The 25031-nt window shown below is 36.2% G+C and carries 27 protein-coding genes; 18 read left to right on the top strand and 9 right to left on the bottom strand.

Annotated features, from left to right (window positions below; translation table 11 throughout):
- Positions 1-225: 225 nt before the first annotated feature.
- Positions 226-894 carry a DUF2461 domain-containing protein gene (locus tag ACFJGY_RS09870; RefSeq protein WP_379963403.1) on the top strand — a complete coding sequence of 223 codons (669 nt, stop codon included), beginning with the start codon at positions 226-228 and terminating at the stop codon, positions 892-894.
- 210 nt (positions 895-1104) lie between these two features.
- Positions 1105-1773, top strand: coding sequence for a DUF2461 domain-containing protein (locus ACFJGY_RS09865; protein ID WP_379963401.1), 669 nt, complete (start codon positions 1105-1107; stop codon positions 1771-1773).
- 133 nt (positions 1774-1906) lie between these two features.
- On the opposite strand, the gene ACFJGY_RS09860 is transcribed toward ACFJGY_RS09865, so the two are convergent.
- Entirely contained in the window at positions 1907-2470 is a 564-nt protein-coding gene (locus ACFJGY_RS09860) for a hypothetical protein (protein ID WP_379963399.1), read from the bottom strand.
- 275 nt (positions 2471-2745) lie between these two features.
- Here ACFJGY_RS09860 and ACFJGY_RS09855 point away from each other — a divergent pair, with 275 nt between their 5' ends.
- The 11 genes from ACFJGY_RS09855 (at position 2746) to ACFJGY_RS09805 (ending at position 10568) form a co-directional block, all read left to right on the top strand.
- Entirely contained in the window at positions 2746-3327 is a 582-nt protein-coding gene (locus tag ACFJGY_RS09855; protein WP_379963398.1) for a hypothetical protein, read from the top strand.
- Positions 3328-3491: 164 nt separating this feature from the next.
- Positions 3492-3770: a hypothetical protein gene (locus tag ACFJGY_RS09850; protein ID WP_379963396.1), complete on the top strand. Its 279-nt coding sequence runs from the start codon at positions 3492-3494 to the stop codon at positions 3768-3770.
- A gap of 17 nt (positions 3771-3787) precedes the next feature.
- Positions 3788-4471: a DUF2971 domain-containing protein gene (locus ACFJGY_RS09845; protein ID WP_379963394.1), complete on the top strand. Its 684-nt coding sequence runs from the start codon at positions 3788-3790 to the stop codon at positions 4469-4471.
- A 197-nt stretch (positions 4472-4668) separates the two neighbouring features.
- Entirely contained in the window at positions 4669-5355 is a 687-nt protein-coding gene (locus ACFJGY_RS09840; RefSeq protein ID WP_379963392.1) for a hypothetical protein, read from the top strand.
- 160 nt (positions 5356-5515) lie between these two features.
- Positions 5516-6172 (top strand): DUF1080 domain-containing protein, encoded by a 657-nt coding sequence (locus tag ACFJGY_RS09835; protein ID WP_379963390.1) that lies wholly within the window; start codon positions 5516-5518, stop codon positions 6170-6172.
- Between the two features lie 72 nt (positions 6173-6244).
- Entirely contained in the window at positions 6245-7012 is a 768-nt protein-coding gene (locus tag ACFJGY_RS09830) for an alpha/beta hydrolase family esterase (RefSeq protein ID WP_379963388.1), read from the top strand.
- Positions 7013-7131: 119 nt separating this feature from the next.
- Complete coding sequence (locus ACFJGY_RS09825) at positions 7132-7731, top strand: DUF6624 domain-containing protein (protein ID WP_379963386.1); 600 nt, start codon at positions 7132-7134, stop codon at positions 7729-7731.
- 160 nt (positions 7732-7891) lie between these two features.
- On the top strand, positions 7892-8455 hold the full coding sequence (locus ACFJGY_RS09820) for a Crp/Fnr family transcriptional regulator (protein WP_379963384.1): 564 nt from the start codon (positions 7892-7894) through the stop codon (positions 8453-8455).
- Between the two features lie 124 nt (positions 8456-8579).
- Complete coding sequence (locus ACFJGY_RS09815) at positions 8580-9248, top strand: type 1 glutamine amidotransferase domain-containing protein (RefSeq protein WP_379963382.1); 669 nt, start codon at positions 8580-8582, stop codon at positions 9246-9248.
- Positions 9249-9250: 2 nt separating this feature from the next.
- The gene (locus ACFJGY_RS09810) at positions 9251-9577 is read left to right on the top strand and encodes a putative quinol monooxygenase (RefSeq protein WP_379963380.1); all 327 of its coding nucleotides are present in this window, start codon (positions 9251-9253) and stop codon (positions 9575-9577) included.
- A gap of 394 nt (positions 9578-9971) precedes the next feature.
- Positions 9972-10568 carry a Crp/Fnr family transcriptional regulator gene (locus ACFJGY_RS09805; RefSeq protein ID WP_379963378.1) on the top strand — a complete coding sequence of 199 codons (597 nt, stop codon included), beginning with the start codon at positions 9972-9974 and terminating at the stop codon, positions 10566-10568.
- A 10-nt stretch (positions 10569-10578) separates the two neighbouring features.
- Here ACFJGY_RS09805 and ACFJGY_RS09800 read toward each other — a convergent pair whose 3' ends face one another.
- Positions 10579-11175 carry a Crp/Fnr family transcriptional regulator gene (locus tag ACFJGY_RS09800; protein ID WP_379963376.1) on the bottom strand — a complete coding sequence of 199 codons (597 nt, stop codon included), beginning with the start codon at positions 11173-11175 and terminating at the stop codon, positions 10579-10581.
- Positions 11176-11413: 238 nt separating this feature from the next.
- On the opposite strand from ACFJGY_RS09800, the gene ACFJGY_RS09795 reads away from it, so the two are divergent.
- Positions 11414-11773: a response regulator gene (locus ACFJGY_RS09795; RefSeq protein WP_379963374.1), complete on the top strand. Its 360-nt coding sequence runs from the start codon at positions 11414-11416 to the stop codon at positions 11771-11773.
- 153 nt (positions 11774-11926) lie between these two features.
- Here ACFJGY_RS09795 and ACFJGY_RS09790 read toward each other — a convergent pair whose 3' ends face one another.
- Positions 11927-13360, bottom strand: a complete 1434-nt coding sequence (locus tag ACFJGY_RS09790; RefSeq protein WP_379963372.1) for an OmpA family protein — start codon at positions 13358-13360, stop codon at positions 11927-11929.
- Between the two features lie 328 nt (positions 13361-13688).
- Between ACFJGY_RS09790 and ACFJGY_RS09785 the strand changes: the two genes are divergently transcribed.
- Complete coding sequence (locus tag ACFJGY_RS09785) at positions 13689-14093, top strand: DUF805 domain-containing protein (protein ID WP_379963369.1); 405 nt, start codon at positions 13689-13691, stop codon at positions 14091-14093.
- Between the two features lie 129 nt (positions 14094-14222).
- On the opposite strand, the gene gcvP is transcribed toward ACFJGY_RS09785, so the two are convergent.
- From gcvP to ACFJGY_RS09755, 6 genes are all read right to left on the bottom strand, one after another.
- The gene (gene gcvP, locus ACFJGY_RS09780; protein ID WP_379963367.1) at positions 14223-17081 is read right to left on the bottom strand and encodes an aminomethyl-transferring glycine dehydrogenase; all 2859 of its coding nucleotides are present in this window, start codon (positions 17079-17081) and stop codon (positions 14223-14225) included.
- A gap of 132 nt (positions 17082-17213) precedes the next feature.
- Positions 17214-18977, bottom strand: a complete 1764-nt coding sequence (locus ACFJGY_RS09775) for an AMP-dependent synthetase/ligase (RefSeq protein WP_379963365.1) — start codon at positions 18975-18977, stop codon at positions 17214-17216.
- Positions 18977-19987: an NAD-dependent epimerase/dehydratase family protein gene (locus tag ACFJGY_RS09770; RefSeq protein ID WP_379963363.1), complete on the bottom strand. Its 1011-nt coding sequence runs from the start codon at positions 19985-19987 to the stop codon at positions 18977-18979. The genes ACFJGY_RS09775 and ACFJGY_RS09770 overlap by 1 nt, the downstream gene beginning before the upstream one ends.
- Positions 19984-20238, bottom strand: a complete 255-nt coding sequence (locus ACFJGY_RS09765; RefSeq protein ID WP_379963361.1) for a hypothetical protein — start codon at positions 20236-20238, stop codon at positions 19984-19986. The genes ACFJGY_RS09770 and ACFJGY_RS09765 overlap by 4 nt, the downstream gene beginning before the upstream one ends.
- A 71-nt stretch (positions 20239-20309) precedes the next feature.
- A complete protein-coding gene (locus tag ACFJGY_RS09760; RefSeq protein WP_379963359.1) occupies positions 20310-21251 on the bottom strand; it encodes an alpha/beta hydrolase fold domain-containing protein in 942 nt (313 codons plus the stop codon).
- Positions 21252-21325: 74 nt separating this feature from the next.
- Positions 21326-22102, bottom strand: coding sequence for an alpha/beta fold hydrolase (locus tag ACFJGY_RS09755; RefSeq protein ID WP_379963357.1), 777 nt, complete (start codon positions 22100-22102; stop codon positions 21326-21328).
- 273 nt (positions 22103-22375) lie between these two features.
- Here ACFJGY_RS09755 and ACFJGY_RS09750 point away from each other — a divergent pair, with 273 nt between their 5' ends.
- The 3 genes from ACFJGY_RS09750 to ACFJGY_RS09740 all read left to right on the top strand — a co-directional run bounded on the left by ACFJGY_RS09750 (position 22376) and on the right by ACFJGY_RS09740 (position 25026).
- Positions 22376-22915 carry a hypothetical protein gene (locus ACFJGY_RS09750; RefSeq protein ID WP_379963355.1) on the top strand — a complete coding sequence of 180 codons (540 nt, stop codon included), beginning with the start codon at positions 22376-22378 and terminating at the stop codon, positions 22913-22915.
- Between the two features lie 22 nt (positions 22916-22937).
- Positions 22938-23555 carry an outer membrane beta-barrel protein gene (locus ACFJGY_RS09745; protein ID WP_379963353.1) on the top strand — a complete coding sequence of 206 codons (618 nt, stop codon included), beginning with the start codon at positions 22938-22940 and terminating at the stop codon, positions 23553-23555.
- A 97-nt stretch (positions 23556-23652) separates the two neighbouring features.
- Positions 23653-25026 carry a T9SS type A sorting domain-containing protein gene (locus ACFJGY_RS09740; protein WP_379963351.1) on the top strand — a complete coding sequence of 458 codons (1374 nt, stop codon included), beginning with the start codon at positions 23653-23655 and terminating at the stop codon, positions 25024-25026.
- The last annotated feature ends 5 nt before the right edge of the window (positions 25027-25031 follow it).

Here is a 25031-nt window from a genome sequence, read left to right as displayed (position 1 = left end):
TTTTTGATTGCTGTTATAAGTTCGGTTGCTTATTATCCTATAAATTCATCCAAGTTATCGATTCCGCCCAGACTGACATTGTAAAAGTCTTCGAGAGCCTCAGACGGACAAACAGTTAGTATTAGATTGTCACACTGAGCGGAGTCGAAGTGCTGTAATTTATATTTTAAATTTAATTACTCAAATAATCAGGATTTAATATCTTTATTTAAAATTATCCAAGCAATGTCAACAGCCGTTAATAAAGAAACACTCAACTTTCTATCAGCACTCGAAATCAATAACAACCGAGAATGGTTCAATGAAAACAAACCAACGTATCTGCAAGCCAAAGAGAACTTTGAAACTGTGGTAAACGAGATCATCTCGGAAGTAGCAGAATTTGATAAAAGTGTGGAACGTCTGGAAGCCAGAAACTGTATTTTCAGGATCTACAAGGATACCAGATTTTCCAAAGACAAGACTCCTTACAAAACCAACATCGGTGCATCACTCGTAGAAAAAGGCCCGAAAACCCTGAATCACGCCGGATATTACATTCACTTAGAACCCGGCAAATCCTTCCTCGCCGGCGGTGTTTATATGACCGAACCGAAAAACCTGAAAGCCATCCGTGAAACCATTAGTTCGGACAGCGAAACATTCCTCAATATCCTCAATAAAAAGTCTTTTAAAGATGTCCTGGAATTGCAGGGAGACAAATTGGTAAAAGTGCCGCAGGGCTTTGATAAAGAAGATCCGATGGGTGACTATCTGAAGTTCAAGCAATTCACCGTTTTCCATCCTTTGTCCGATGAAGATGTTCTTGATAAAAACTTTGTCAAAAACACAGTCAAAGTTCTGAAAGAGATCTACCCTTTTAATCGTTTTTTGAATGATGCAATTGGGAGGTAGGTTCTTATACTTTTCAATTTTCAATGATTTCAACAAGGTCTTCGACTCCGCTCAGACGGACAATGTAAAAGTCTTCGAGAGCCTCAGACTGACAAACAGTTAGTATTAGATTTGTCACACTGAGCGGAGTCGAAGTGCTGTAATTTATATTTTAAATTTAATTACTCAAATAATCAGGATTTAATATCTTTATTTAAAATTACCCAAGCAATGTCAACAGCCGTTAATAAAGAAACACTCAACTTCCTGTCAGCACTCGAAATCAATAATAACCGAGAATGGTTCAATGAAAACAAACCAACGTATCTGCAAGCCAAAGAAAACTTTGAAAATGTCGTAAATGAGATCATCTCAGAAGTGGCAGAATTTGATAAAAGTGTGGAACGTCTGGAAGCCAGAAACTGTATTTTCAGGATCTACAAAGACACTAGATTTTCCAAAGACAAGACGCCTTACAAAACCAACATCGGTGCATCACTCGTAGAAAAAGGCCCGAAAACCCTGAATCACGCCGGATATTATATTCACTTAGAACCCGGCAAATCCTTCCTCGCAGGCGGTGTTTACATGACCGAACCGAAAAACCTGAAAGCCATCCGTGAAACCATTAGTTCGGACAGCGAAACATTCCTCAATATCCTCAATAAAAAGTCTTTTAAAGATGTGTTGGAATTGCAGGGAGACAAATTGGTAAAAGTGCCGCAGGGCTTCGATAAAGAAGATCCGATGGGTGATTATCTTAAGTTCAAGCAATTCACGGTTTTCCATCCTTTGTCCGATGAAGATGTTCTGGATAAAAACTTTGTCAAAAACACAGTCAAGGTTCTGAAGGAGATCTACCCTTTTAATCGTTTTTTGAATGAGGCGATTGGGAGATAAAGTATTCCTAAGTTTTTAACGTAAAAAAGCCATCCGTTTTGGATGGCTTTTGTCATTTTGGCAGTTATTTTTTACGGGTTACGTCCGTACACTCTCTGTACACTTTCCGTACTCTAACTGTACTTTTTCTGTATTAGAGAATTTTGGTTGTTTCTGCCAAGTTGGCAGGATAGTCAGAGGCAGTTACGGTGATCTTGCAGCCTGTGAGATTTGTGTTGGTTATCGTGACGGTGTAGAGCCACTCGTAGCCGGAATCTGTGGCGGCGCCTTCTTCTATTAGATTACCATTTTCGCTTTCTATTTTTACCATGACTGTTTTTACTGCGAAGTCGTCTATGGCTAAGATGCGGATGATGTCTCCCTTTTTTCCTTTGTAGTCTGCAAGATCTATGGATTGTATCTCCGGGGCATTGAAGAAATCTGCGACTGCAACATTGTAGGTGCTCATCCCTTTGGAAGTGTCTGCTTTTGCGGCATACATCTGTTTTAGCTCGGGATTATTGATTACTGATTTTGCGTAGAGGGTTGCTTTCTGGAACTTAAGCTTGTGCTCTTTCTGTTTTGGGGAGTCTTCTACGGTTTTGGGTTTTGGCGCTTTGGACACATAGGTTTTGCCGTCTCTCTGGCTGAATACGATGAGGTCTCCTACTTTGCCGCTAAGGCCATGTGTGATGATGTTGTTTTTGCTTTCTGCCATCTTTGTGTTTATTTAGATGTTAATATTAAAATTAAGTTTCGAAAATAAATATTTTATTGATATGGGATAGGGTTTGGGGGATTTTTTTAGTTGAATTATTATGTAGTTGTATTTGATTATCTAAAAAACATGTAAATAACTGCCAAAAATTTACAGCAGATAAAAAGTCCTTTTGATGATTTATAATAATTAATAATTACTTTAGTAAAAAAAACCGTTAGTTTTAGCGCGTATCGATATAAATTTGTTATCACATACGCTACAGAGTAACAGTTATGAGTAAGTTAGCAGTAATTTCAAAAAAATCAAAAATGACAGAATTTTTTCACGTGTCAAGAGCAGATATAACTCAAGTTTCTAAATTTAATTTGGATTATTTTCCTGGACATATTTCATGCGAAGAATTTTACACTATTGATGAATTTAAACAGCATAAAATAGATTTATATCCTCAAGGCATATCTAGACACGGTGAAATGTATTTACATACTCCATTTCTATCTGTTGGTGAAAATTTACGTTATACTCCTAATGAGTTAACTTTGGAAACGGTATTTGAACTAGTAAGACAATTAAAGTTTCCCGAAAGGAAATCTAGATTTGTTTGTTCGTTTGGCTGCTTAACTCTTGAAGATGCAAAATTCATTTTGAACAAAACATTTAATGGCATAGGAAATATTTACAAAGTTAAATGTGAAAATTATTCGGAAGCAGATATGAATCTTGTTAGACAAACAGGTAGCGTAATCGGATTGCAAATCATTGCGGAAAAATATTGGAGTGGTAAATCATCACGTAATCCATTTTGGGAAGTATTGATGGAAAATCCTATTTCCATTATAGAAAAGATCAGTTAAGAAGCCACTATTAACAGCCGTTTTGCGTAATCGCGGTTTTTCGGTAATGCAAAACTTATTTTTCCTAAATTCGTTTCCGGTAGTGGAAAGTACTTTGCTCCTTTTCCGCGACTAGTCAAAGCGGCGAAACGTTAGCGGAAATTTTGTAAAACTCTCGTAAACAAATGAAATTGGAATATTTTTATAAATATTATACTATAAATCAAAACCTATTTAGTTTAATAATTAATAACGAATTATATTTTACAAACCCAAGAAATTTTAACGATCCTTTTGACAGTTATCCAAGATTTACTTTAACATCTGAGATTTCAAAAATTATAGAATTCTATAATTATCTTAAAATAAAAGTTCAAGAATTTTCTTATTTAATAAATTCTAATAATGAAAATAAAGAGAAACTTGAAGAATTTAAAAATGTACTCAAACATGCAGTGATTTAAATTTATTTTCTGAAGATTTGTATTCTAATGAAATAGAAAATTTTAATGATAAATTGATTGAGTTATTTGCATTCTATTCAGATGAAGCAATTCTACAGAAATTATTAAATGATAACATTGAATTTCTACAAGTCAAAATGTATTATGATTACATTTTTCTTTTAATAGATTATCAAAAAACTGGAATATCTTGCGGTTCATTAACTTCAAGTTGTCCACTAATGTGGGGACATTACGCAAATAATCATAAAGGAATCTGTATAAAATATGAATTCGAAAATCTTAGTTTTGATAACAGTTTTATGCCTGAAATTTTGAATATTAATTATTCAGATAAACCTATTGAAATTTTTAATTATTCACATACAGAACTTGACGAATTAAGATTTAACATCTTGTCAAACAAGTATTCTAAATGGCAATATGAAAATGAAATTCGATTAATTAAAAAAGAACAAGGTTTAGCTAAGATAAATCGAAAATCATTAAAAGAAATAATTTTTGGATGTAAGTCTACTCCCAAAGACAGGTATACAATTCTCAAATTATTTGCATCACTCGGATATAATATTCAGAACCTTAAAATTGCTAAAATATTACCAGATAATTATGAATTATCAATTCAAGAAATGAAAATGAATGATATTGTAAACAGTGGTGTACATCTTGAAGAACTAAACATCAACAAAAACATCCGCTAACATCGGTTTGGCAAATGCCGGTTAAGTGCTAAATAGAACTTTAATACTTCCCTATCCGCAAAAGCTATTTTGCTTTTGTTTTTTTTTATTAAATTTACAAAAAGCCAACAGCTTTGCCTTGTTAGGTCTGAATTAAACTTTCGCTCAGTTCAAGCCAAAGCTCATTGTGTGAAATGCTAAAAACCTAAGTTTATAAGATGAATCAGAACAGCGAGATAATATTTAAATTAAGTCTACCAACATTTATATTGCTTGGACTTGCAAAAATATGTTCATACTATAACTGTTTTCATTTCCCAGTAATCGAATATTTAAATTTCACGGAAATGATAATGATATTTTTATGCAATCTCTACGTTTACTTTTCTCTAGCTTTTCAATTTGCAGTTTTCTTCCTGGTTGATAAAAAACATTTTCGCGCTTCTGTATCATTGGCGTTTTTAAGTGGTATTTTAATTTTAATTTATAATGCTTTATCAGGAAATTTTCAATTCGACACTGCAAATTTATTGTTAGTAATTACAATAATTCTCCTCGTAGCCGTTGCTATAATTGGTGCCTCAAAATCAAGTCTTCTAAATTATTTAGAAACCTTTAGCGATACAACAAAAAAATATATTGCTGCTGCTTTTACTATTATAGTTCTTCTGGTAATCTCTAGTTTTCAAGGTTTTTCTGAAGCTAAATATGTAGTAAATGCTAAGATTTATACAGGTACAACAATAATTACAGGAAATAAAATTATCAAATCCAATCAAAATTTTTATTTTATCGGAAAAACAAACGAATATATTTTTTTCTACAATCAAAAATTGAATAACGTAAAAGTCTATCCATTAAAAGACGTAAATGAAATTACATATAAAACTAAATCGCGATATTAGCACTTCACACAACAGCCGTTTGGCGCAATGGCTGGTTTAGCTTTTTTAGCCAGAACTTACTAAGTTGAAATTTTGTATATCTTTACAACAAAGCGGTAAGTTGTCGCTACAGCGCAAATCCGCGGAACGTTATATTTATTTTTCTTCTAATGCCGCCTCTATGCTCAAAACCACAACCCTCACCCTCCTATTCCTCCTCATCTTAACCGCCTGCACCACCCAGCAAAAAACCTGGACAGAGAATGACTGGTATGCCTACACCAAAATAAGCTCGGAGAAACTGGAGCCTGCCAAAGTTTATGAGTTCACAGATGGGATGATCAGAATGCACGGCGAAAACATCGGGTATCTGATGTCCAAAAAAAGCTATTCCAACTTTGAACTGACCCTAGACTATCGATGGAACATGGATGAGCAATACAAAGGAAAAGGCAAGAAAAACAGCGGCGTGATGTACAACATCCCAACAGAGTCGCCAGACAAGGTTTGGCCAAAAGGGATTCAGTTTCAGATCAAGGAGAATACGACCGGGGATTTTGTCTTTCTGGATCAGGTGACGGCAAAAGTCAATGGGAAACTGGTGGAGCCCAGCGCAAGCGTGACCTCGCCCAAATTCCTGGAAAATGAAAAACCCTACGGCGAATGGAATTCTATCGTCATCAAATCTCTCAACGGAAAGATCACCCAATATCTGAACGGAAAACTCGTCAACGAAGCTACAGAAGCCACTTCTACAGAAGGCAGAATTTCTCTTAATTATGAAGGTTCCGCCATAGATTTCCGGAATATCAGATTGAAACAGATCGCAAAAGAGTGAAAATAGAATTTAGTTTTAGTTCGTTATTTTAACAAAACCTTAGTTCTGCCATCAAATTAAAAATCGAACAAAATGAAAAAAACAATTACGCTTCTCTTTTTAATTTGCAGTATTTTCCTCTTTTCTCAGATTACTAAAAATTATAACATCGATGGCACTTCCAGGAAAGCCATCATCTATGAGCCGGCTGTAAAATCCGGAAAAACGCCTGTCGTTTTTGTGTTCCACGGTCACGGCGGAAACGCCAATTTTGCAAGCCGCAGGATTAATATTCAGGATTATTATAAAGATGCACTGGTTATTTTTATGGAAGGTTTGCCGGGAAGAAAAGTTCCGGGAATTGACCCGAACGGAACGATGAACGGCTGGCAGATCTTCACGGATGATCTGGAAGGTCGTGATATCAGATTCTTTGACAAGGTATTTTCAGAAATTCACAAAGATTATAAGATTGATGACAGCAGAATCTATCTCCTCGGACATTCCAACGGTGCAAGATTCGTCAACGTTCTGTGGAAGGAAAGAGGCGATAAAATCACGGCCATCTGCTCCGCTTCTGCTCAGGGCGGCAATATGATCTCCGGCGCAACCCCGATTTCGGTCTGGATGTATATGGGGAAAAATGATAAGATCGTTTCTTTCGAAAGCCAGGAAAAATCTGTTCCCATTGTAAAAACCAATCTCGGAATCTCTGCTGAAGGGAAAACCGACGATGATAAAACAATCTTCCAGGGAAAAAACAAAACCGAACTGGTTTTGCAACAAAGCAACGCCGGTCACGAATTCCCAAAAGAATCTTTCCCGGAAATTGTAGAATTCTTCAAAAGACATTCTAAGTAAAAATTAAGGCTGAAGTTAGATTCAGCCTTTTTTCATTAATTTAGCACCATCATTTTGAAATTCCTGTTTCTTATTCTGCTTAATTCATAATCCTTAACTAATAAAATAACCAACTCTAAATGGAGAATCAAGATATCCCCGAAATAATAATCGGACTTCAAAATGCAGACATGGAACTTCGTGACCGACTGGTCTCAGAAGGGAAACTTGGCGAAGGTTATAACCGGGAAATGCAAAACCTCCATAATAAAAATGCAGAGATTTTAAATGAAATAATTAATGATATTGGATTCCCAACAATTCAAAAAGTGGGTCAGGAAGCCGCTTATGCAGCATGGCTGGTTATTCAGCATTCTATTGGAAACCCAGATTTTATGAGAAAGTGCGCATCACTTTTGGAAAAAGCCGTGAAAGAAAATAAAGCTGATCCAAGGAATTTAGCTTACCTGACAGACAGAATTGCCACTTTTGAGAACAAGCCTCAACTTTACGGAACTCAGTTTGACTGGGACGAGAATGGCGCACTTAGCCCAAATCATTTTGATGATCTGAAAAAGGTAAACCAGCGGAGAAAATCTATCGGCCTCAATACATTGGAAGAACAGACAGAAATCATCAGAAATCAGGCAAAAAAAGAAAACCATTCAGCTCCAAAAGATCTGATAAAAAGGAAAACGGAGATGGAGACCTGGAAAAAAAATGTAGGCTGGACCAAATAAAATTATCAAAATAAAACTTTGGTTTTCCTGAAAAAAAATAATCAACAGATGCTGATTGTGAGTGACAACATTCCGGAATTGCTGGAAAAGATGAAGAATTATGTTGCGCCGACAGTTGGAAAATGGATCAGCAAAGAAACACTTTAAAACACTTCATCCAATGGAAAAACTGCGCAATCATATTGAAGAAATAGTTTCTCTCACAGACAATGAGTTTGAGATCATAAAGCCGTTCTTCACTCTCAAAAGAACTTTGAAAAATCAATTCCTGATTCACGAAGGTGATGAGGTAAACCAAGAGTTTCTTGTTTTGTCCGGAATATTCAAAGTGTTTTATCTGGACGAGCAGGGAAAAGAATTTATCCTCCAATTTGCCAAAGAAAACTGGTGGATGTCAGATTATACTGCCTTTTTCCAATCCAAAAAAGCGACAATGTATATCGAATGTATCGAAGCCGGCGAGATCCTTTTCTCGACGTTGGAAGCAAGAGAAAAATTGGCTTCGGAACTTCACAAAATGGAACATTTTTACAGAGTCAAATTGACCAATGGCTATATTGCCTTACAACAGAGAGTGAAATTACTCCTTTCCAGCACGCCTCAACAGCGCTACGAAGAGTTTTCAAAATTATATCCGGATCTGCTGCAGCGGATTCCTAAAAAACTGATTGCCGAATATCTGGGTGTGAGCCGGGAAACGCTCAGCAGGCTTTACTCAAAATAAATATAAGTGTGATTGCGATCACACTTTTTTTGTGACTTGCCTCCTTCGTTTCGGGCAATGTTTGACTGTACATTTGTCTTATCAATTTAAAAGAAATCATCAATAACAATTAAATTTTTAAGTCATGAAAAAGAAAATCTTAATTATCGTTTCCAACGCCAATTCTATTGGTCCGAATAACAGAAGAACCGGGACATTTTTACCGGAAGTAGCACATCCGTATGCAGAATTTGAGAATGCAGGATTCCAGATTGATTTTGCATCTCTAACCGGAGAAACGCCATATCTAGACGCTTTAAATCTTGCCGACGATCCGGATAATCTGAAATTCTTAACTGGAGACGGCTGGGCAGAGATGCAGAAAGCACCAAAACTGAATGATGTTGATGCCAATATTTACGACGCGGTTTTCGTTCCCGGCGGGCTTGCCCCAATGGTCGATATGCCGGAAAATGCTTTGCTGAAAAAAGTTATTGCAGAAACCTACGAACGTGGTGCAATTGTAGGCGCAGTTTGTCATGGTCCCGTTTCTTTGCTGAATGTAAAATTAAGCAATGGAAAATACCTGATTGATGGCAAAAACATCACTTCATTTAGCACCGAAGAAGAAAATATGTATGCAAAAGCAGATGTTCCTTTTGACCTTCAGACCGCTCTTACGGAGCAGGGTGCAATATTTCACACGACAGAACCTTGGTTGGCAAACAGCATCGCAGACGGCAATCTTGTTACCGGACAAAATCCCGCTTCTGCAAAAGGTGTTGGTGAAAAAATAGTTTCTTTATTAAATTAAAAATGATGAGCAATATCACAAAAGAACCAATCTATATCTTCGCCAAATGGCAGGTGAAAGAATCAGAACTAAATACAGTCCTGGAACTTATTCCTACATTAAAAGAGAAAAGTACAGGTGAAGAAGGTAATCTGTTTTACAAAATCTATCAAAGCAATTCAGAATCCAATACACTGGTTCTGATGGAATGCTACAAGGATGAAGCAAGCATAGAATCACACAAGAATTCTCCTCATTATCAGGAAATCGTGGTGAAGCAGATTGTTCCTTTGCTGGAAAACAGGGAAGTTATTCTGGCTTCCGAACTTAACTTGGATGCCCAAGTATAAAATATAATTTTACAAAAATATATGCTCTTAAGGAAGTAAATTCACCTCTATAACAAAGAAAAACCTTGATTATTCAGTCAGGGTTTTTGTTTTAATATGATTACAATTTGATCAATTAAACCTCTTGTATAATCGGGGTTTTTATCATTGTGAATAAAACTTTTATGCTTGTTCAAATATGACCCTAATCATACTGTAAATATTAAGTTCTAATTATTTTTGACCTGAAAAATTAAAATATGCAAAACTTTCTTATACTATTCTTTAATCTCTGTTTTATATGCCGCTTCGATAGTGAACAAATTTAGTGACCATAATTAGTACAGGACAAAATGCAGTTTATTCAGGATTATAACAGGATAATATTGCAAACAATTTTAAGCGCAGAGAGCAAATGAATATTGAAGAATACATTATAAAATCATCGGGCGGAAAAGTCAAAGAATATAATGCCGGAGATTTTATTTTTACCGAAGGAAGTTTACCCAATTATTTTTATCAGATCATTGAAGGTGAGGTGAAGCTGAATAACTTCAGTGAGGACGGAAAAGAATCCATTCACAGCATAGCAACAAAGGGACAAAGCGTTGGTGAGTTTCTGCTTTTTATCAATAAAAAATACCCTGCCAATGCAGTCGCCATCTCTCATTGTAAAGTATGGCGAATCTCGAAAATTAAATTCCTAAAGATGTTGGAGGACAATCCCGAATTTAAAGTTAATATTATTAAAAACCTGGCCGACTCCCTGTTTTCCAAATTTGTGATGCGCCAGATACTTTCAATAAAAAATCCGGCCACAAAACTCAAAGTTTTAATGGATTATCTCAAGAGTTCGCAGACCGACACCACGGTTTTTTCATTTCAGATCCCGCTTACCAGACAGCAGATGGCAAGTCTAACAGGTTTGCGTGTTGAGACTACCATCCGAACTTTGAAAATAATGGAGAAAGATAATATTGTGAAAATTAAAAACCGCAAGATTTTTTACTGATATTGAAAACTTAATAATAGATTTTTCCATTAATTATTTTTAGCAGCCCTTCTTTTTCAAAGGTTTTTATATTCCTGATCACTGTTTCTACCCTCAGACCGGTCATAGCTGATATTTGCTGTCTGGTGAGCGGTATCTGAAATGAAAACTGGCTTTGTTCCGGGCTGAAGCTTTTGTGATAATCCAACACACCTCTTATTCTAACATTAGCGTACAAAGACGAATTATTTTCCAGCATAATATACTTTTGATACAGTCTTTCTGCCAGAAAATTATTGACATCTCTGCCGATTTTGGGATGATCGTCCAGCATCTGGATGAACTTTTCTTTTGATAGCCTTAGTACTGCCACATCTTCACAGGCAATAGCATTTACGGGAAAGGTATGGTCTATGAACAACAGCATCTCACAGACGCTAAGTCCTGCGCTCAGAATAGCGAAGATGAGTTCCTTCCCCTGTTCGTTATAATGATTGAGTTTTATACTTCCGGAAATGATCTGATAGTAGTTTTTAGGCGTTTCGTACTCACTAAAAATAGTATCCTTTTTTTTAAAATATTCTGTGGTTGCTCCGTAACTTTTCAGAAGCTCTTCTGGTATCAGCATAATTTAAGATTCGTAGTTTTCTGGATCGAATTTATAAACTTAATTGTTATACTACAAAATAATGTGTCAAAAAAACATCTTTCATACATAGAAACAAGCATTAAAATCTATTGATCATCACAAAAACGAATATGATCGTAATCATAAATAAACAGCATCATAATATCTAATTTTGACGGCAGTGTAAAATGATACATTAATTCCTTAAATACGGGGAATAGTAACAAATATAGCGGCAATGACCAAGAAGAAAATTTTAATTTTTGATGATGACGCTCCTACACTGGAGGTTGTCTCCATAATATTTGAAGAAATTGGCTATGCAGTTGAGATTGCAGAAACAGCAGATAATATCATATCAGATGTTAGAAATTTCTTACCGGATTTAATTTTGATGGATATTAATATCCCCCTGATTGGCGGAGTGGAAGCCACCCGGTTATTAAAAAGTCATGAGACTTATCACAAGATTCCTGTGATCTTCGTGACTGCCAAGAATGATGTAGCCGAGATATCATCACAGGCATCTGCGGATGGTTATCTATCCAAGCCTTTTAATCTGGACGAGTTGGAACAGATTGTCGCAAAGCTAACCTGATCATATTTTTCTTTTTTCTTATCAAAAAACCTCGCTTTGGAAGTGGGGTTTTTTGTTCATATGTAATCGACTAAGATCTATGGCATCAGTGAATATCTAAACAAAAAAAAGACTGCCAAAAATGACAGTCTTCGAAAGATAGAATTGTAAAATTTATTTTGCTTTAAAATACACTCTTCTATTTGCTCTGTTTTTCCATTCAGGACATTTTGATGCTGGATCACATTCCGGATATTTCAGGTCAAACTTTCCGTTTCCCTGAGCATCCAATTTTGATGAATTAACTCCGTTGGTAATCAAGAATTGTTTTACGTTATCTGCTCTTCTTTGAGATAATGCCTGATTATAACTTTCACTTCCTCTTGTATCGGTAGCACCAATCACGGTGTAAGTTCCGTTGGATGTATTGATATAACTAACTGCGCTGTTAAGTATCGGTGTGTTACTTGGCAGGATTCTGTCAGAATTCAAATCAAACTCGATTGCGCTGATAGCAGTTTCGTCAGAAGAAACAGGACCGTTGCTTGCATTTGTATTTGTAAGCGGACAGCCATTGTTTTCAACCGGACCAGGAACTGTTACACATTTGTCATTAAGATCGATAACGCCATCCAAATCAACATCTAATGCTACACCAGAACCATCAACTCTTGCACCGGCTGGTGTATCAAGCTGTCTGTCCCAGTCATCACAAACACCATCATTGTCAACATCACCGTTTTTACACAATTTGATATTATCAATTTTAGTTTCTAGCTCATCAATTTTAGTGTAAACTTCGTCTAATGGATCGTGCCACATCAAATTAGGTCTGTTTTTTCCAAGATTAATGGTAAGACCCAATGTTGCATTGAAGAAATTATCTGCTGTATGAGAACTGATTCTGTTCACTGCGCTGTACTGATCTCCGCCTCCGTCGAACTCGTCGTCTCCTGTATAGACATACATCAGTCTTCCTTCGATATCTACTCTGTTACTGATTTTATATTTTAAACCGGCACCAGCCTGTCCGAATAATGAATTAAATTTGAAAGGCTTCTTTTCTGTCATCAGTCTCTGACCCATTTCGTCTTTTTGGTATGCGCGGTAAGCTAATACTCCTGCACCAGCATAACCGTGGATAGCCCATCTGTAATCTGCTTTGCTGTCAACTCTTCTAAGAAGGTTTGAGAAATTGATGTCTCCCAAAAGCGAGATCGCATCGTACTGCGTTCTTGCTCCAACCTGCAATGTAGTGGATGCGTTGGCAGGTGCAGCATCTTTGGTATTGAAATAACCTTGTCTTGTTTCACCACGATCGTATTGTAATTTCAAACCAAATGAATGAGAAAGTGCTTTGTCGATACTGAAATAAGCTGAATAGCCAACTAGCGTGTTTCCACTATTGATAGATTTTAAATCTGCGTTTTGCATAAAAGGGATTCCACCTCCAAAAGATACAGACCAGCTGTTGAATCTTGTAGAATCAGATTTCATGGAAGTAGTTTCGATGGAATTTGTGTTTGTGTTGGTCTGCATTGTCTGCTGCGAAAACATCACTGCCGGGCACGCTAATGCCAACGACAAAATAGTTAATTTTGATTTCATAAAAAAAAATTTTAAATTGTTTTACTTACTAAAAGTACAATTGAAATAACTGTACTTACCCATCCTAAATACTGTGATACTAGAGATGCGCATTCCACTATCCAATTACCATACCAATAATAATAATTGCTTATTATTTTGAATTATTCAAAATTTAATATATTTTAATTTATCAAGTCAATACAGGAAAAATTAAAATTAAATCATAAGTAAATTTGTAAAAACTATTTTCATAAACCATTCTTCATTGCGGATTTTGTTTTTTAATAAATAATAATCAACAACAGTAAAAAAAACTTTACTTTTGAATTAAATAAAATTATTAGTTATGAAATGGTATTTAAAAGTTATGAAACAGTATGCCGACTTTAATGGCAGAGCAAGAAGAACAGAATATTGGATGTTTATATTATTCAATTGCATATTTGCAATTACAGCAATTGTTCTGGATAATATTTTAGGATTAAAGTTTAATTCAAAAGTTCCTTACGGATTTATTTATCTAGTATATGTTTTAATTACTCTGATCCCAGGAATAGCAGTTGCAGTAAGAAGGCTACACGATGTAGATAAAAGTGGATGGTTTTATTTTATTGCATTTATACCATTAATTGGTGGTATCTGGTTACTAATCCTATTTTGTACAGAAGGAACACCTGGAAAAAATGAATATGGTATAAATCCTAAAGAAAATTATAACGAGATCAATGAAATTGGACAAAAAGAAATTTAATCTTTATCATTAAGAATATGCATAAATAAAACCTCTCAAGTTGTTGAGAGGTTTTTATTTTAACATAGTGTGAGAAAAAATGCAGAAGCAAATTACAGTCTATCACTTATTCTTCCTGTATGTAAATGCCTACATATAAGCTTCAATCGGCTCACAAGTACAGATAAGGTTTCTGTCTCCATAAGCTTCATCGATTCTCGCAACCGTTGCAAAGAATTTGTGCGTTCTCACCCATTCCAATGGATAAGCTGCTTTTTCTCTGCCGTAAGGTTTATCCCAGTTGTCAGAAATCACCAATTGTTCGGTGTGAGGTGCATTTTTCAAAACGTTGTTCTCTCTATCTGCTTCACCATTTGCGATCTCATCAATTTCTTTTTTGATGTTAATCAGCGCTTCAGCAAATCTGTCGATCTCGTCTTTATTTTCTGACTCGGTTGGTTCTATCATTAATGTTCCTGCCACAGGGAAACTCACTGTTGGTGCATGGAAACCGTAATCCATTAACCTTTTTGCAATATCAGCCACCTCAATACCTAAAGTTTTGAACTGACGGAAGTCTACGATACATTCGTGCGCTACTCTGCCTTTATCGTTTGCGTAAAGGATTGGGAAATGCTCAGCTAAGATCTCTTTAAGATAATTGGCATTAAGGATCGCATGCTCTGTTGCTTTTTTAAGACCGGAAGTTCCCAGCATTTTGATGTAAGCATAAGAAATATTCAGGATCAGTCCAGAACCGTATGGTGCAGCAGAGATTCCTTCAATTGCTTCTTTCCCACCAATGGAGATATTCGCATTCGTTGGTAAAAATGGAACCAAATGTTCAGCCACACAGATCGGGCCAACGCCAGGTCCACCACCACCGTGAGGAATAGCAAAAGTCTTATGAAGATTCAGGTGGCAAACGTCTGCCCCGATATTACCCGGACTTGTGAATCCAACCTGAGCATTCATATTTGCTCCGTCCATATAGACTTGTCCGCCATGGTCGTGCGTCAGTTTTGTAATTTCCTTGATATTTGCATCAAAGAATCCGTAAGTCGAAGGATAAGTGATCATCACAGCCGATAGATTCTCGGAATGCTGTTCAGTTTTCGCTTTGAAATCTTCAAAATCAATCTCTCCATTTTCAAGATTTTTTACTACAACGATCTTCATTCCCGCCATTGCAGCAGAAGCAGGATTGGTTCCGTGTGCAGATTGAGGAATCAGAACGATATTTCTATGACCTTCGCCTCTGTTTTTATGGTATTCTCTGATGACCATCAGTCCGGCATATTCGCCTTGCGCACCGGAATTGGGTTGTAGAGAAGTTCCTGCGAAGCCAGTAATCTCAGCAAGATCTTTTTCTAATTCTTTGATCATTTCCTGATAACCTCCTGCTTGTTCCGTCGGTACAAACGGATGAACACTTCCCCATTCTCCCCAAGATAACGGGATCATTTGAGTCGCTGCGTTCAGTTTCATTGTACAAGATCCCAGCGAAATCATAGAATGAGTAAGAGACAAATCTTTTCTCTCAAGACGTTTGATATAACGCATCAACTCTGTCTCCGTATGGTATTTGTTGAAAACTTCTTCTTCTAAGATTTTATCTTCTCTCAGTAATTCTGCAGGGATCGAATATTCTTCTTTAAGACTTACTTTGTAACCTTGTTTTCCTTTGAACTGAGCAAAAGCTTCAATTAATTGGTTTAGTTTATCAACTGTCGTCGTTTCATTAATGGAAATACTTACGATGCCTTGGGAGAAATAATTAAGATTAATCTTCTGATCTCTCATTTTCATTCTCAAAGAAGATTTCTCTTCTTCATGCAATCTGAATTTTACAGTATCAAAAACCGGCTCGTCTACAATATCATAGCCTAAAACTTTCAGCGCATCACCTAAAGCATTTGTTTTAAAATGAATCTGATCTGCGATAAAGTTTAATCCTTTAGGTCCATGATAAACAGCGTACATACCAGCCATCACTGCAAGTAAAACTTGAGCTGTACAAATGTTGGAAGTTGCCCTTTCTCTTTTGATGTGCTGCTCTCTGGTTTGAAGGGCCATTCTCAGTGCACGTTTGCCGTACATATCCTGAGAAACCCCAATAATCCTTCCCGGAATATCTCGTTTATAATCTTCTTTACAAGTGAAAAAAGCGGCGTGAGGACCACCGTAACCCATTGGAATTCCAAATCTTTGTGAAGTTCCGACAGCACAATCCGCGCCCATATCAGCCGGCGATTTCAGCTTAACCAAAGCCATCGGGTCACAAGCTACAACAACCTGTAAATCAAATTCTTTATAATAAGTGATGTTTTCTGTATAGTCTAAAACAATTCCGTTTTTCCCCGGATATTGCAACAAAACCCCAAAGTAGGAATCATTAAACTGATGATTGATATGATTACCTACAATCACATCAATACCAAGACCTTCTGCTTTAGTTTTAAGAACAGAAACCGTTTGTGGAAGAACCAAATCCGAGATAAAAAACTTAGTCGAATTAGCTTTTTTCTGATCCTTCGTTCTATTGTTAAAAAACATATGCATTGCTTCTGCTGCAGCTGTAGACTCGTCAAGAAGTGAAGCGTTTGCCAATGGAAATCCTGTCAAATCGGATACAACAGTCTGAAAGTTAAGAAGCGCTTCTAATCTTCCCTGTGCGATCTCTGCCTGGTAAGGCGTGTAAGCCGTGTACCAGCTTGGATTTTCAAGAATATTTCTCTGGATTGGAGAAGGCAGAATAGTATTGTGATATCCGAAACCGATATAGTTGTCGAAATTCAGGTTTTTAGATGCCAATTCTTTGGAATGTAAAAGCATCTCATACTCCGAAAGTGGCTCCGAAATGTCCAGATCTTTCTCCAGCCTGATGGCATCCGGAATGGTTTGTGAGATGAGTTCTTCAATACTCGCTGCTCCTACTTTCTTCAGCATTTCCGCTTTATCAGACTCGTTAAGGCTGATATGGCGATTTACGAATTGTTGTGTATTCATTTATAAAACTTCAAATTAGATTCTTATTAATAAGGTTTGTAAATTTAATCAATTCCAGAAATATTCGTTCTGTGTCAAATTTGATAAAATCTATCGTAGCAATATCTTTCAATATTAAAAATATATTTTTAGTTAATATTTATTATAAATCGAATTGATTTTGTCCGCATATTTTTCGAGAACGATATTTCGTTTAATTTTTAAAGTTGGTGTGATCTCTCCGCTTTGGATTTCAAAATCTGCCGGCATCAGCACAAATTTCTTTATTTTTTCAAAACCAGACAGATTCGTTTGGATCCCGTCTATCAGCTGATGATAAAATTGTTGTACTTTTTCATTTTCCAGAACTTCTTTCCAATTGGTGAAAGTAATTCCCATCGTTTTTATTTTCTCTTCAAGTGTTTCAAAATTCGGGACAATCAAGGCAGAAACAAATGGTTTATCTTCTGCAATCAGCATAATCTGGTTGATGTAGCTGTTGTTGGAAAACATATTCTCAATCGGTTGTGGCGCAATATATTTTCCGTTGGAAGTTTTCATTAAGTCTTTTATTCTATCGGTAATGGTAAGATTTCCTTCATTATCCAAAACACCGGCATCTCCCGTTTTCATCCAGCCATCCTCTGTGAAGATCTTTGCTGTCTCTTCCGGGTTTTCGTAGTAACCTTTCATGATTCCGCTTCCTTTTACAAGAATTTCATCATTCTCCCCGATCTTGATTTGAGAATCGCCTATTAGTTTTCCAGCCGTTCCGTATTTATATTTTGTAAATGGAAAAGCGGTTATCGTCGCTGTTGTTTCCGTCATCCCATAACCGACTGTGATGTGAATTCCCATTGCATCAAAAAACTGCGTAACTTCGACCGAAACAGATGCGCCGCCACAAGGCATAAACCAAAGTCTTCCGCCTAATTTCGTTTTGATTTTATCAAAGACCAAAGCGTTTGCAATCTTATATTTTTGATTTAACAGGAAAGGAACTTTCTGCTGATTTCGTTTTCTTTCCGAAACCTGAGTTCCGGTTTCTATTGCCCAATTGAATATTTTTTTCTTGGTTGGAGAAGCTGTGACAAGCATTTCATTGATGCCTGCATAGATTTTCTGATAAAATCTTGGGACGGAACACATCGTCGTTGGTTTTACTTCCTGTAAAGCATTTGCTATCAATTTCGGATTTTCCAGGAAACTCACTTTCGCACCGAAATATAGGCAAAGCAACGTCCAGCTTCTCTCAAAAACATGACTAAGAGGCAAAAATGCCAAAGAATGCTCTTTCTCGAAATCTTCGAAATCAAAAAATTCTTGGTGTGCATCAAAAGCTTTCTGAAAATTGCCATGCGTCAGCATCACGCCTTTCGGGGTTCCTGATGTTCCTGATGTGTAAATTATTGTAGCAAGATCATCATCACTTCTTTCAACGATCTTAAACTTATCCGATGATTTCTCAATAAAATCTGCTAAAAAGAAAGAACGATCTTTTAAAGCAAAATTCTTTTTCGCTGCAATGATTATCTTTACGGAAGATGTTTTTCTTAACAGCTGATGGCAGATTTCGTATTGATCCTGATCGCCTGTCAGTATAATTTTTGGCTCTGCATGGTTCAGTATATATTCTACCTGATCTGTGCCATTTGTAGAATAAACAGGGACTGTAACTGCACCGACTGCCAGTGCTGCAAGATCCATAATGATCCATTCCGGGGAATTGTCGGCATAGATAGCGATTTTGTCATTTTCTTTGACACCGACTTCTACTAAAGCATTTGCTGTGCGGAAAACCATCTGCTTGAATCTCATCCATGTCAGTTCCTTCCATTCATTATCTTTTTTGAATCCAACAGAGGCTTTCTGTGGAAATCGTTTGGTATTCTTAGTCAGAAATTCCGTAATGTTCATTAATTGGATTTTAAAATGCTTTCAGTATAATTTTTAAGGTGAAAATCTACGCTTTCATCGATAGGAATGAAAGTGTAATTCAAAGTTTCACGGATTTTTTTACTGGTAATTTTTGAGTCGGATTTGATAGTTTCTACGTTTGTTTTGTTCCCTAATTTAAGAATCGGAATGAACCAGCCGAAGATTGCAGAAAAAAACGGGAGAATATCAAGAATCGAATTCGGAATTAATTTTGCCTCTCCTTTGCCAAAATATTTTCGGACTTTATCCGCGATATATTTGTATTTTATATTTTCTGAAGTGAGAATAAAACGTTGACCGAAGATCGATTTTTCCATTAATTCAATCGCAATTTCAGCCACGTCTCTTACATCTACATAAGCGGTAGAACCCGGAAATGTGAAACCGTTTGACATTTCTTTGAAGAGTTTTCCGCTGCTATGATTCCAGTTTCCTGACCCGATAATTAAGCCCGGATTGATGATAACCGTATTCAAGCCTTCTGCCGAAGCTCTCCAGACTTCCATCTCGGAAAGATATTTGGAAATGGCGTAATTTGAATGGTCCAGTTTTTCGTTGAAATCAGAATTCTCATCCATTTCACCCCAATCATTATAACCGTCGAGAACTGCCACAGAACTTACGAACAGGAATTTTTTAACCTTCAAAGGATCGATTGCAAAGAGTAATTTCTCTGTTGCTTCAGAATTGTTTTTGTATAATTCCTTTTCCGCATTCGGATTAAAGCTGACCTTTGCAGCACAATGATAAACTTCATCCACACCATCTAAAGCATCTTCCAATGAAATGAGATCATCAAAATCAACATTAACCCATTCAATCTGATTGAAATAGAAATCCGGCTGATCGGTATAAAAACGATAAGAAGTCCGGACATCTTCCAGATTGCTGGAAATTCGTTTTGTGGCTCTTACCTTATACCCTTTTTTCAAAAGCTTCAAAGCAATCACCCTTCCCAAAATCCCTGTTGCACCGGTTATTAGAATCATTCTTCAATGGATTTTTCAGGTTCGGTTTCAGGCGTTTTTTTGAAAAGCTGAATTAAAAAAATAAAATTGGCGATAGAATATGCGGCGATAACTGCAATAAAATACCAGAAACTTCTGCCCTCCAAAAAGTAATCACCTTTTCCGGAAAGGGAATCTCTGAGAACAAAAAATAAAAGTCCTATCAAAAAAAGATTGATAAGGGCAGAAAAATACAAAATGAACTTATAAATAGTCTCCTGATATTTTCGCATTTAAGATTTTTACAAAGATAATTTAATTCTGTAAAAAATCTCCCATCACAACATTGAAATCTATCAGGAAATTAATGTGTATTTTGTTTCATAAATTCCAGTGTTTTCTCTAACATCAGTTCGTGACCAGATTCTTCATTCAATCCGTGATCTCCTTTATCGATAGGAATTAATTCATTTTTGACATTATTTTCGTCCAGCCTTTTCTTCAGTATTTCAGATTGTGAAAAAGGAACTATTCTGTCTTTATTACCGTGGATGATTAATGTAGGAACAGAACTATCAGTAATATAAGTTATTGGAGAATAGACTTTTAGCAGATCAATTGCATCTTGTTTCTGCTCTTTGATGTCCAGTTCTGTAAAACCGAAAATCATATTATTCCGCATTTTGTAAATTTTAGGAAAGATCAGTTTAAAGATAAAAATCTTAAATCCAGCCGTTTCTGTACGGAAAAGTTTGTTAAGATCCGACGGTCCAAAATAATCTATCACATAATTTACTTTTGCCGAATAGTTTGAGAGATTACTGTTATCAGAGAATTCATTTTCCTTGGAGTAAGCCGCCAGCATCCCGATTTGTGCTCCGGCAGAAGCGCCCCATAATCCAATATTTTTTTCATCAAAATTATATTGATCAGAATTGGCGCGAATCCATCTCACGGCTTCTTTGCAATCTTCGACAGGTGCTGGGAAATGTGTATTTTCGTTCAGCAAAGTATAGTTGATACTCGCTACAGCATAACCGTTTTGGACTAATTTCAGAATGAAATCATTCATATAATATTTTTCCGGAAAAGATTTTTTACCACCTATCCAACCGCCGCCGTGGACAAAAATTACAACGGGAAATTTCTTTTCGGATTTTTGAGGAAGATAAACATCAAGCTTCTGGCGGGCTGTGTCTTTGGTTTTATAAGTGATGTCTTTTATCATCAAAACCTCCGAAATATTTTCCTGAGATTTGAAAAACGTCAAACACAGAATCAGAATAATTGATAACTTCCATTTCATAAAAATAAATTTTAATTGAGATCCGTTAGTACAAGGCTTATACCATTATCAAATCTGAATTAATATGTAATTATTTATGATAAAAGAAAATCTTTGACAGCTGCATTGAAGTCAACAGGATTATTGGCCTGAACCCAATGTTCTGCATTTTTTATTTTGATAATATTAGAGTTTGGAAATTGCTGTTTGATGAGAAGTGCGTCCTGTGGCAGAATGTAATTAGAATTGGCTCCGGCAATAAACAAAGTCGGTCCATTAAAAACGCCAAATCTGATTGCATTAGACACAAACTCCGTATATTTTTCCGCCAAAGTATTGAGATTGAATCTCCAAGCTAACTTTTTATCATCAGTCCAATAAAGATTCTTCATCAAGAACTGAATTACAAACTTCTCATGAATATACTCCCCTAAGATTTTTTCTACATCTTGTCTGGAAGCTACTGTTGAAAAATCCACAGTCTGCAAAGCTTTTATAATGCCCTGGTGATGTGGCGGATAAGCTTTTGGAGAGATGTCGGCAACGATTAATTTATTTAATTTATCCGGGAAATTGATGGCGAACTGCATCACAGCTTTTCCACCTAGTGAATGTCCGAGCAGATTGGCTTTTTCGATTTTATGAAATTCCATATAATTAAGAATGTCATTTGCCAGATCATCGTGCGTCATAGAATCTGAATGGAAACTTCGACCGTGATTTCTGAGATCCAGAAGATGCGTCGGCATCAATTCTCCAAATTCTTTCCCGAAACTTCCCCAATTATCCAGCATTCCGAATAATCCGTGGAAAACCAGAAGCGGCGTTTCTGTTCTCTCTTCTCCGTATATTTTTGAGTGTAAAATCTCCATTAATTCTTATTAAAACTGATTAAAATAAATGATTTTAAACTTTAAATAACTAATATTCAAAGCATTAAAAATCACCAATTTGTTTTTGAAATTTACGATAAATATTTGAAAATTCAATTGGCCTAAGCTATAAAAACAGATTTCTAAAAACGGTTTATGTGATATTAAATTCAAAATGAGTACAAATACCTATAAGAAGGTGTACTTCTCTTTATTGTACTGGTTTTCAGTTCAAAATACCTTTGTCGTACAAAACAACTAAAACTTATTACAATGAAAAAACTATTCTTTTATCTGTTAGCAGGTCTTTTTATGACCACAGTTTTAATTTCTTGTCACAGAGATGACGATGAAAACACAACCGAAAATTCTACCGGAGGATCTGCAACTTTGACGGCCGAACATTATGGATTTGATGGTGGCAATGCCGGAAAATTCAGTTCTACGAAAGCAGGAATCGTAAAAACATCAGCTGCAGGAATGACAATTCTTACAATCTCTGCAATTCGGGATGGCGGAAACGAATCTATTAATATGGTTTTGTATGGCGACGTAACTGCCCCAAAAACTTACACTTTAGGAAGTGGTTCTCAAAACGGAATTATCATGAGAAAAGATTATCAGAATGTGACAGATATGGCAAAATCTTACAGCACCGATAACAACGGAACATCTATGACCGGCGGCGGAGAAGTGAAAATAACCTCGATCAGCGGAAATAAAATAGAAGGAACTTTTACAGCCATTTGCTACAACAACGCGAGAAGCGAAGCTTACGCAGAGCAAGGAAAATTCAGTGGAACGATTAATTAATTGACATTAAAAAACTTAGATCATGAAACCACTTTATAAAACCATTTTTGCCACCCTTTGTATTTTCTTTAGTTTAACAGCAAAAGCTCAGAGACTTGATATTCTGGGAGGTGTAAATTTAACAGGAATAAAATATAAAACAGCCCAGCCAAAAATCGATGAATCCGGCAATGTTGGCCTTCACGTTGGTTTGGCTGTTTTTGTTCCTTTCAGCGCCTCAAAATTTAAAAAAGACGATGAGGCTGAAGGTTATGGATTGATTCCCACTTTGCAATATGTCAAAAAAGGAAGTTCCAACAACAGCGTTATCAACAATTCTGCAGCGGATATCAAATTGGGATTTTTACAACTCAATCTTCCTCTTGCATACACAGCAAACAATATTGATATCGGTGTTGGTCCTTATGTAGCTTATGCAGTATCCGGCAATAAAAAATACAGAGTTGGAAATGGCGCAAAGGAGAAAATCGATTTTGATAATGAACTTGGCAGAATGGATTATGGCGTTGGGATACAGTTTACTGCATATATGTTCAAATTTCAGTATGACCTAGGATTAGCAAATCTTGCAAAAGGAAATGGTGATAAAGCCAATACACGCAGCATCAGTATAAGCCTCAACATTCCGTTGGTTCAATAAAAATATTTTAATGACATTAAAACTGCTTTCCCTTTTTTCAACTCTGATTTGTTGTGACAGCAATCTGCAATTTGTAAGAATTTAAAAATCATTTATTATGAAAATAATATTACTTAAAAAAGCTTCAATTTATACCGCTTTGCTTTTATCATCTTTTGTTTTCGGGCAAAAAAGTGGCGATCTTGATCTTACTTTCAACACAGGAACCAGCGCAGACAATGTTGTCTCTGATGTTGTGAGACAAAACGACGGAAAATATGTTTTGTCCGGACAGTTCTCTATTTTCAATTCGAATTCTAACGCCGCAAAATTTGTAAGATTGAATTACAACGGAAGCATCAGCGCAACTGCCCAGAATATTCCGACTGATAAATCTTATTACATCACAGCTATCCAACCGGATCAAAAAATATTTTTGGCAACTTATGGTTTATTTCAAAGATTCAATACTGATTTTTCAGTGGACAACAGCTTTTCGCTCAGTCAGTTTACGAGTGTTCCGTCAGCTAATAAAATTGTACCATTAAGTAACGGGAAAATCCTGGTTGGATTGATTACAAACGGTTATTTCACAAAAGGACTTTTGAGGCTTAATTCCGATGGTTCTACGGATGCATCTTTCAATGCGGGAACTTCTGCTAATGACGGCGTTTACCAAATTGTTGTGCAGCCGGACGGAAAAATACTGATCGCCGGATACTTCACCAAATACAACGGAACAGACCGTTACCGTTTCGCAAGATTAAATGCTGATGGAAGTCTGGATCTCACTTTCAAAACTAGTTTACCAAATGGAACTAACATTAATGCGATTGCAGTTCAGCCGGACGGAAAGATTTTAATTGGAGGAAATTTCAAAACTTATAATAGTCTTGAGAGAGATTGTATTGCAAGGCTAAATATTGACGGAACTCTGGATTCTACTTTTTTGACACCTTACTGGACTTCATTTATTGGCAGAATTAATTCAATTGTTGTTGCAAATGACGGTAAAATCTATGTCGGCGGCATCAATATTCCTCAGAATTTCTGCAGGCTGAATGCCAACGGAAGCCGCGATACTACTTTCACATCTTTAGGCGCAAATGGCGAAGTTTCAGCGATGATTAAAGATCCGGATGGCAAGATTGTGATTGCAGGGAATTTTGCGACATTCAACCAGCCAAATGGCATTAATCAGTATGGAATTGTAAGGATTTATGGAGACAGCGTTTTGGGAACTTCAGAGATTCAATCGCAGAACAAAATCCAGATTTACCCGAATCCGGCAAAAGATATTCTGACAATTAAAACCGAAAATAATCAGAAACTTTCTACGGCAGATTTATATTCATCAAATGGTATTTTCATTAAACAAATTGAATTCAAATCTAATTCTGAGATCAATGTAAGTCAGCTTCCAAAAGGTGTTTATATCCTGAAAATCAAATCAGAAAATTTTTATTCTTCAACAAAATTTATCAAAAATTAATAACC

This window comes from Epilithonimonas sp. UC225_85, assembly GCF_042695135.1.
GTDB lineage: Bacteria > Bacteroidota > Bacteroidia > Flavobacteriales > Weeksellaceae > Epilithonimonas.
This window is presented reverse-complemented; position numbering and strand designations above follow the sequence as displayed.

Excerpts from the sequence above, each read along its gene's own strand:
- ACFJGY_RS09870 (WP_379963403.1), top strand. The coding sequence starts at position 226 with ATGTCAACAGCCGTTAATAAAGAAACACTCAACTTTCTATCAGCACTC.
- ACFJGY_RS09865 (WP_379963401.1), top strand. The coding sequence starts at position 1,105 with ATGTCAACAGCCGTTAATAAAGAAACACTCAACTTCCTGTCAGCACTC.
- ACFJGY_RS09860 (WP_379963399.1), bottom strand. The coding sequence starts at position 2,470 with ATGGCAGAAAGCAAAAACAACATCATCACACATGGCCTTAGCGGCAAA.
- ACFJGY_RS09855 (WP_379963398.1), top strand. The coding sequence starts at position 2,746 with ATGAGTAAGTTAGCAGTAATTTCAAAAAAATCAAAAATGACAGAATTT.
- ACFJGY_RS09850 (WP_379963396.1), top strand. The coding sequence starts at position 3,492 with ATGAAATTGGAATATTTTTATAAATATTATACTATAAATCAAAACCTA.
- ACFJGY_RS09840 (WP_379963392.1), top strand. The coding sequence starts at position 4,669 with ATGAATCAGAACAGCGAGATAATATTTAAATTAAGTCTACCAACATTT.
- ACFJGY_RS09835 (WP_379963390.1), top strand. The coding sequence starts at position 5,516 with ATGCTCAAAACCACAACCCTCACCCTCCTATTCCTCCTCATCTTAACC.
- ACFJGY_RS09830 (WP_379963388.1), top strand. The coding sequence starts at position 6,245 with ATGAAAAAAACAATTACGCTTCTCTTTTTAATTTGCAGTATTTTCCTC.
- ACFJGY_RS09825 (WP_379963386.1), top strand. The coding sequence starts at position 7,132 with ATGGAGAATCAAGATATCCCCGAAATAATAATCGGACTTCAAAATGCA.
- ACFJGY_RS09820 (WP_379963384.1), top strand. The coding sequence starts at position 7,892 with ATGGAAAAACTGCGCAATCATATTGAAGAAATAGTTTCTCTCACAGAC.
- ACFJGY_RS09815 (WP_379963382.1), top strand. The coding sequence starts at position 8,580 with ATGAAAAAGAAAATCTTAATTATCGTTTCCAACGCCAATTCTATTGGT.
- ACFJGY_RS09810 (WP_379963380.1), top strand. The coding sequence starts at position 9,251 with ATGATGAGCAATATCACAAAAGAACCAATCTATATCTTCGCCAAATGG.
- ACFJGY_RS09805 (WP_379963378.1), top strand. The coding sequence starts at position 9,972 with ATGAATATTGAAGAATACATTATAAAATCATCGGGCGGAAAAGTCAAA.
- ACFJGY_RS09800 (WP_379963376.1), bottom strand. The coding sequence starts at position 11,175 with ATGCTGATACCAGAAGAGCTTCTGAAAAGTTACGGAGCAACCACAGAA.
- ACFJGY_RS09795 (WP_379963374.1), top strand. The coding sequence starts at position 11,414 with ATGACCAAGAAGAAAATTTTAATTTTTGATGATGACGCTCCTACACTG.
- ACFJGY_RS09790 (WP_379963372.1), bottom strand. The coding sequence starts at position 13,360 with ATGAAATCAAAATTAACTATTTTGTCGTTGGCATTAGCGTGCCCGGCA.
- ACFJGY_RS09785 (WP_379963369.1), top strand. The coding sequence starts at position 13,689 with ATGAAATGGTATTTAAAAGTTATGAAACAGTATGCCGACTTTAATGGC.
- gcvP (WP_379963367.1), bottom strand. The coding sequence starts at position 17,081 with ATGAATACACAACAATTCGTAAATCGCCATATCAGCCTTAACGAGTCT.
- ACFJGY_RS09775 (WP_379963365.1), bottom strand. The coding sequence starts at position 18,977 with ATGAACATTACGGAATTTCTGACTAAGAATACCAAACGATTTCCACAG.
- ACFJGY_RS09770 (WP_379963363.1), bottom strand. The coding sequence starts at position 19,987 with ATGATTCTAATAACCGGTGCAACAGGGATTTTGGGAAGGGTGATTGCT.
- ACFJGY_RS09765 (WP_379963361.1), bottom strand. The coding sequence starts at position 20,238 with ATGCGAAAATATCAGGAGACTATTTATAAGTTCATTTTGTATTTTTCT.
- ACFJGY_RS09760 (WP_379963359.1), bottom strand. The coding sequence starts at position 21,251 with ATGAAATGGAAGTTATCAATTATTCTGATTCTGTGTTTGACGTTTTTC.
- ACFJGY_RS09755 (WP_379963357.1), bottom strand. The coding sequence starts at position 22,102 with ATGGAGATTTTACACTCAAAAATATACGGAGAAGAGAGAACAGAAACG.
- ACFJGY_RS09750 (WP_379963355.1), top strand. The coding sequence starts at position 22,376 with ATGAAAAAACTATTCTTTTATCTGTTAGCAGGTCTTTTTATGACCACA.
- ACFJGY_RS09745 (WP_379963353.1), top strand. The coding sequence starts at position 22,938 with ATGAAACCACTTTATAAAACCATTTTTGCCACCCTTTGTATTTTCTTT.
- ACFJGY_RS09740 (WP_379963351.1), top strand. The coding sequence starts at position 23,653 with ATGAAAATAATATTACTTAAAAAAGCTTCAATTTATACCGCTTTGCTT.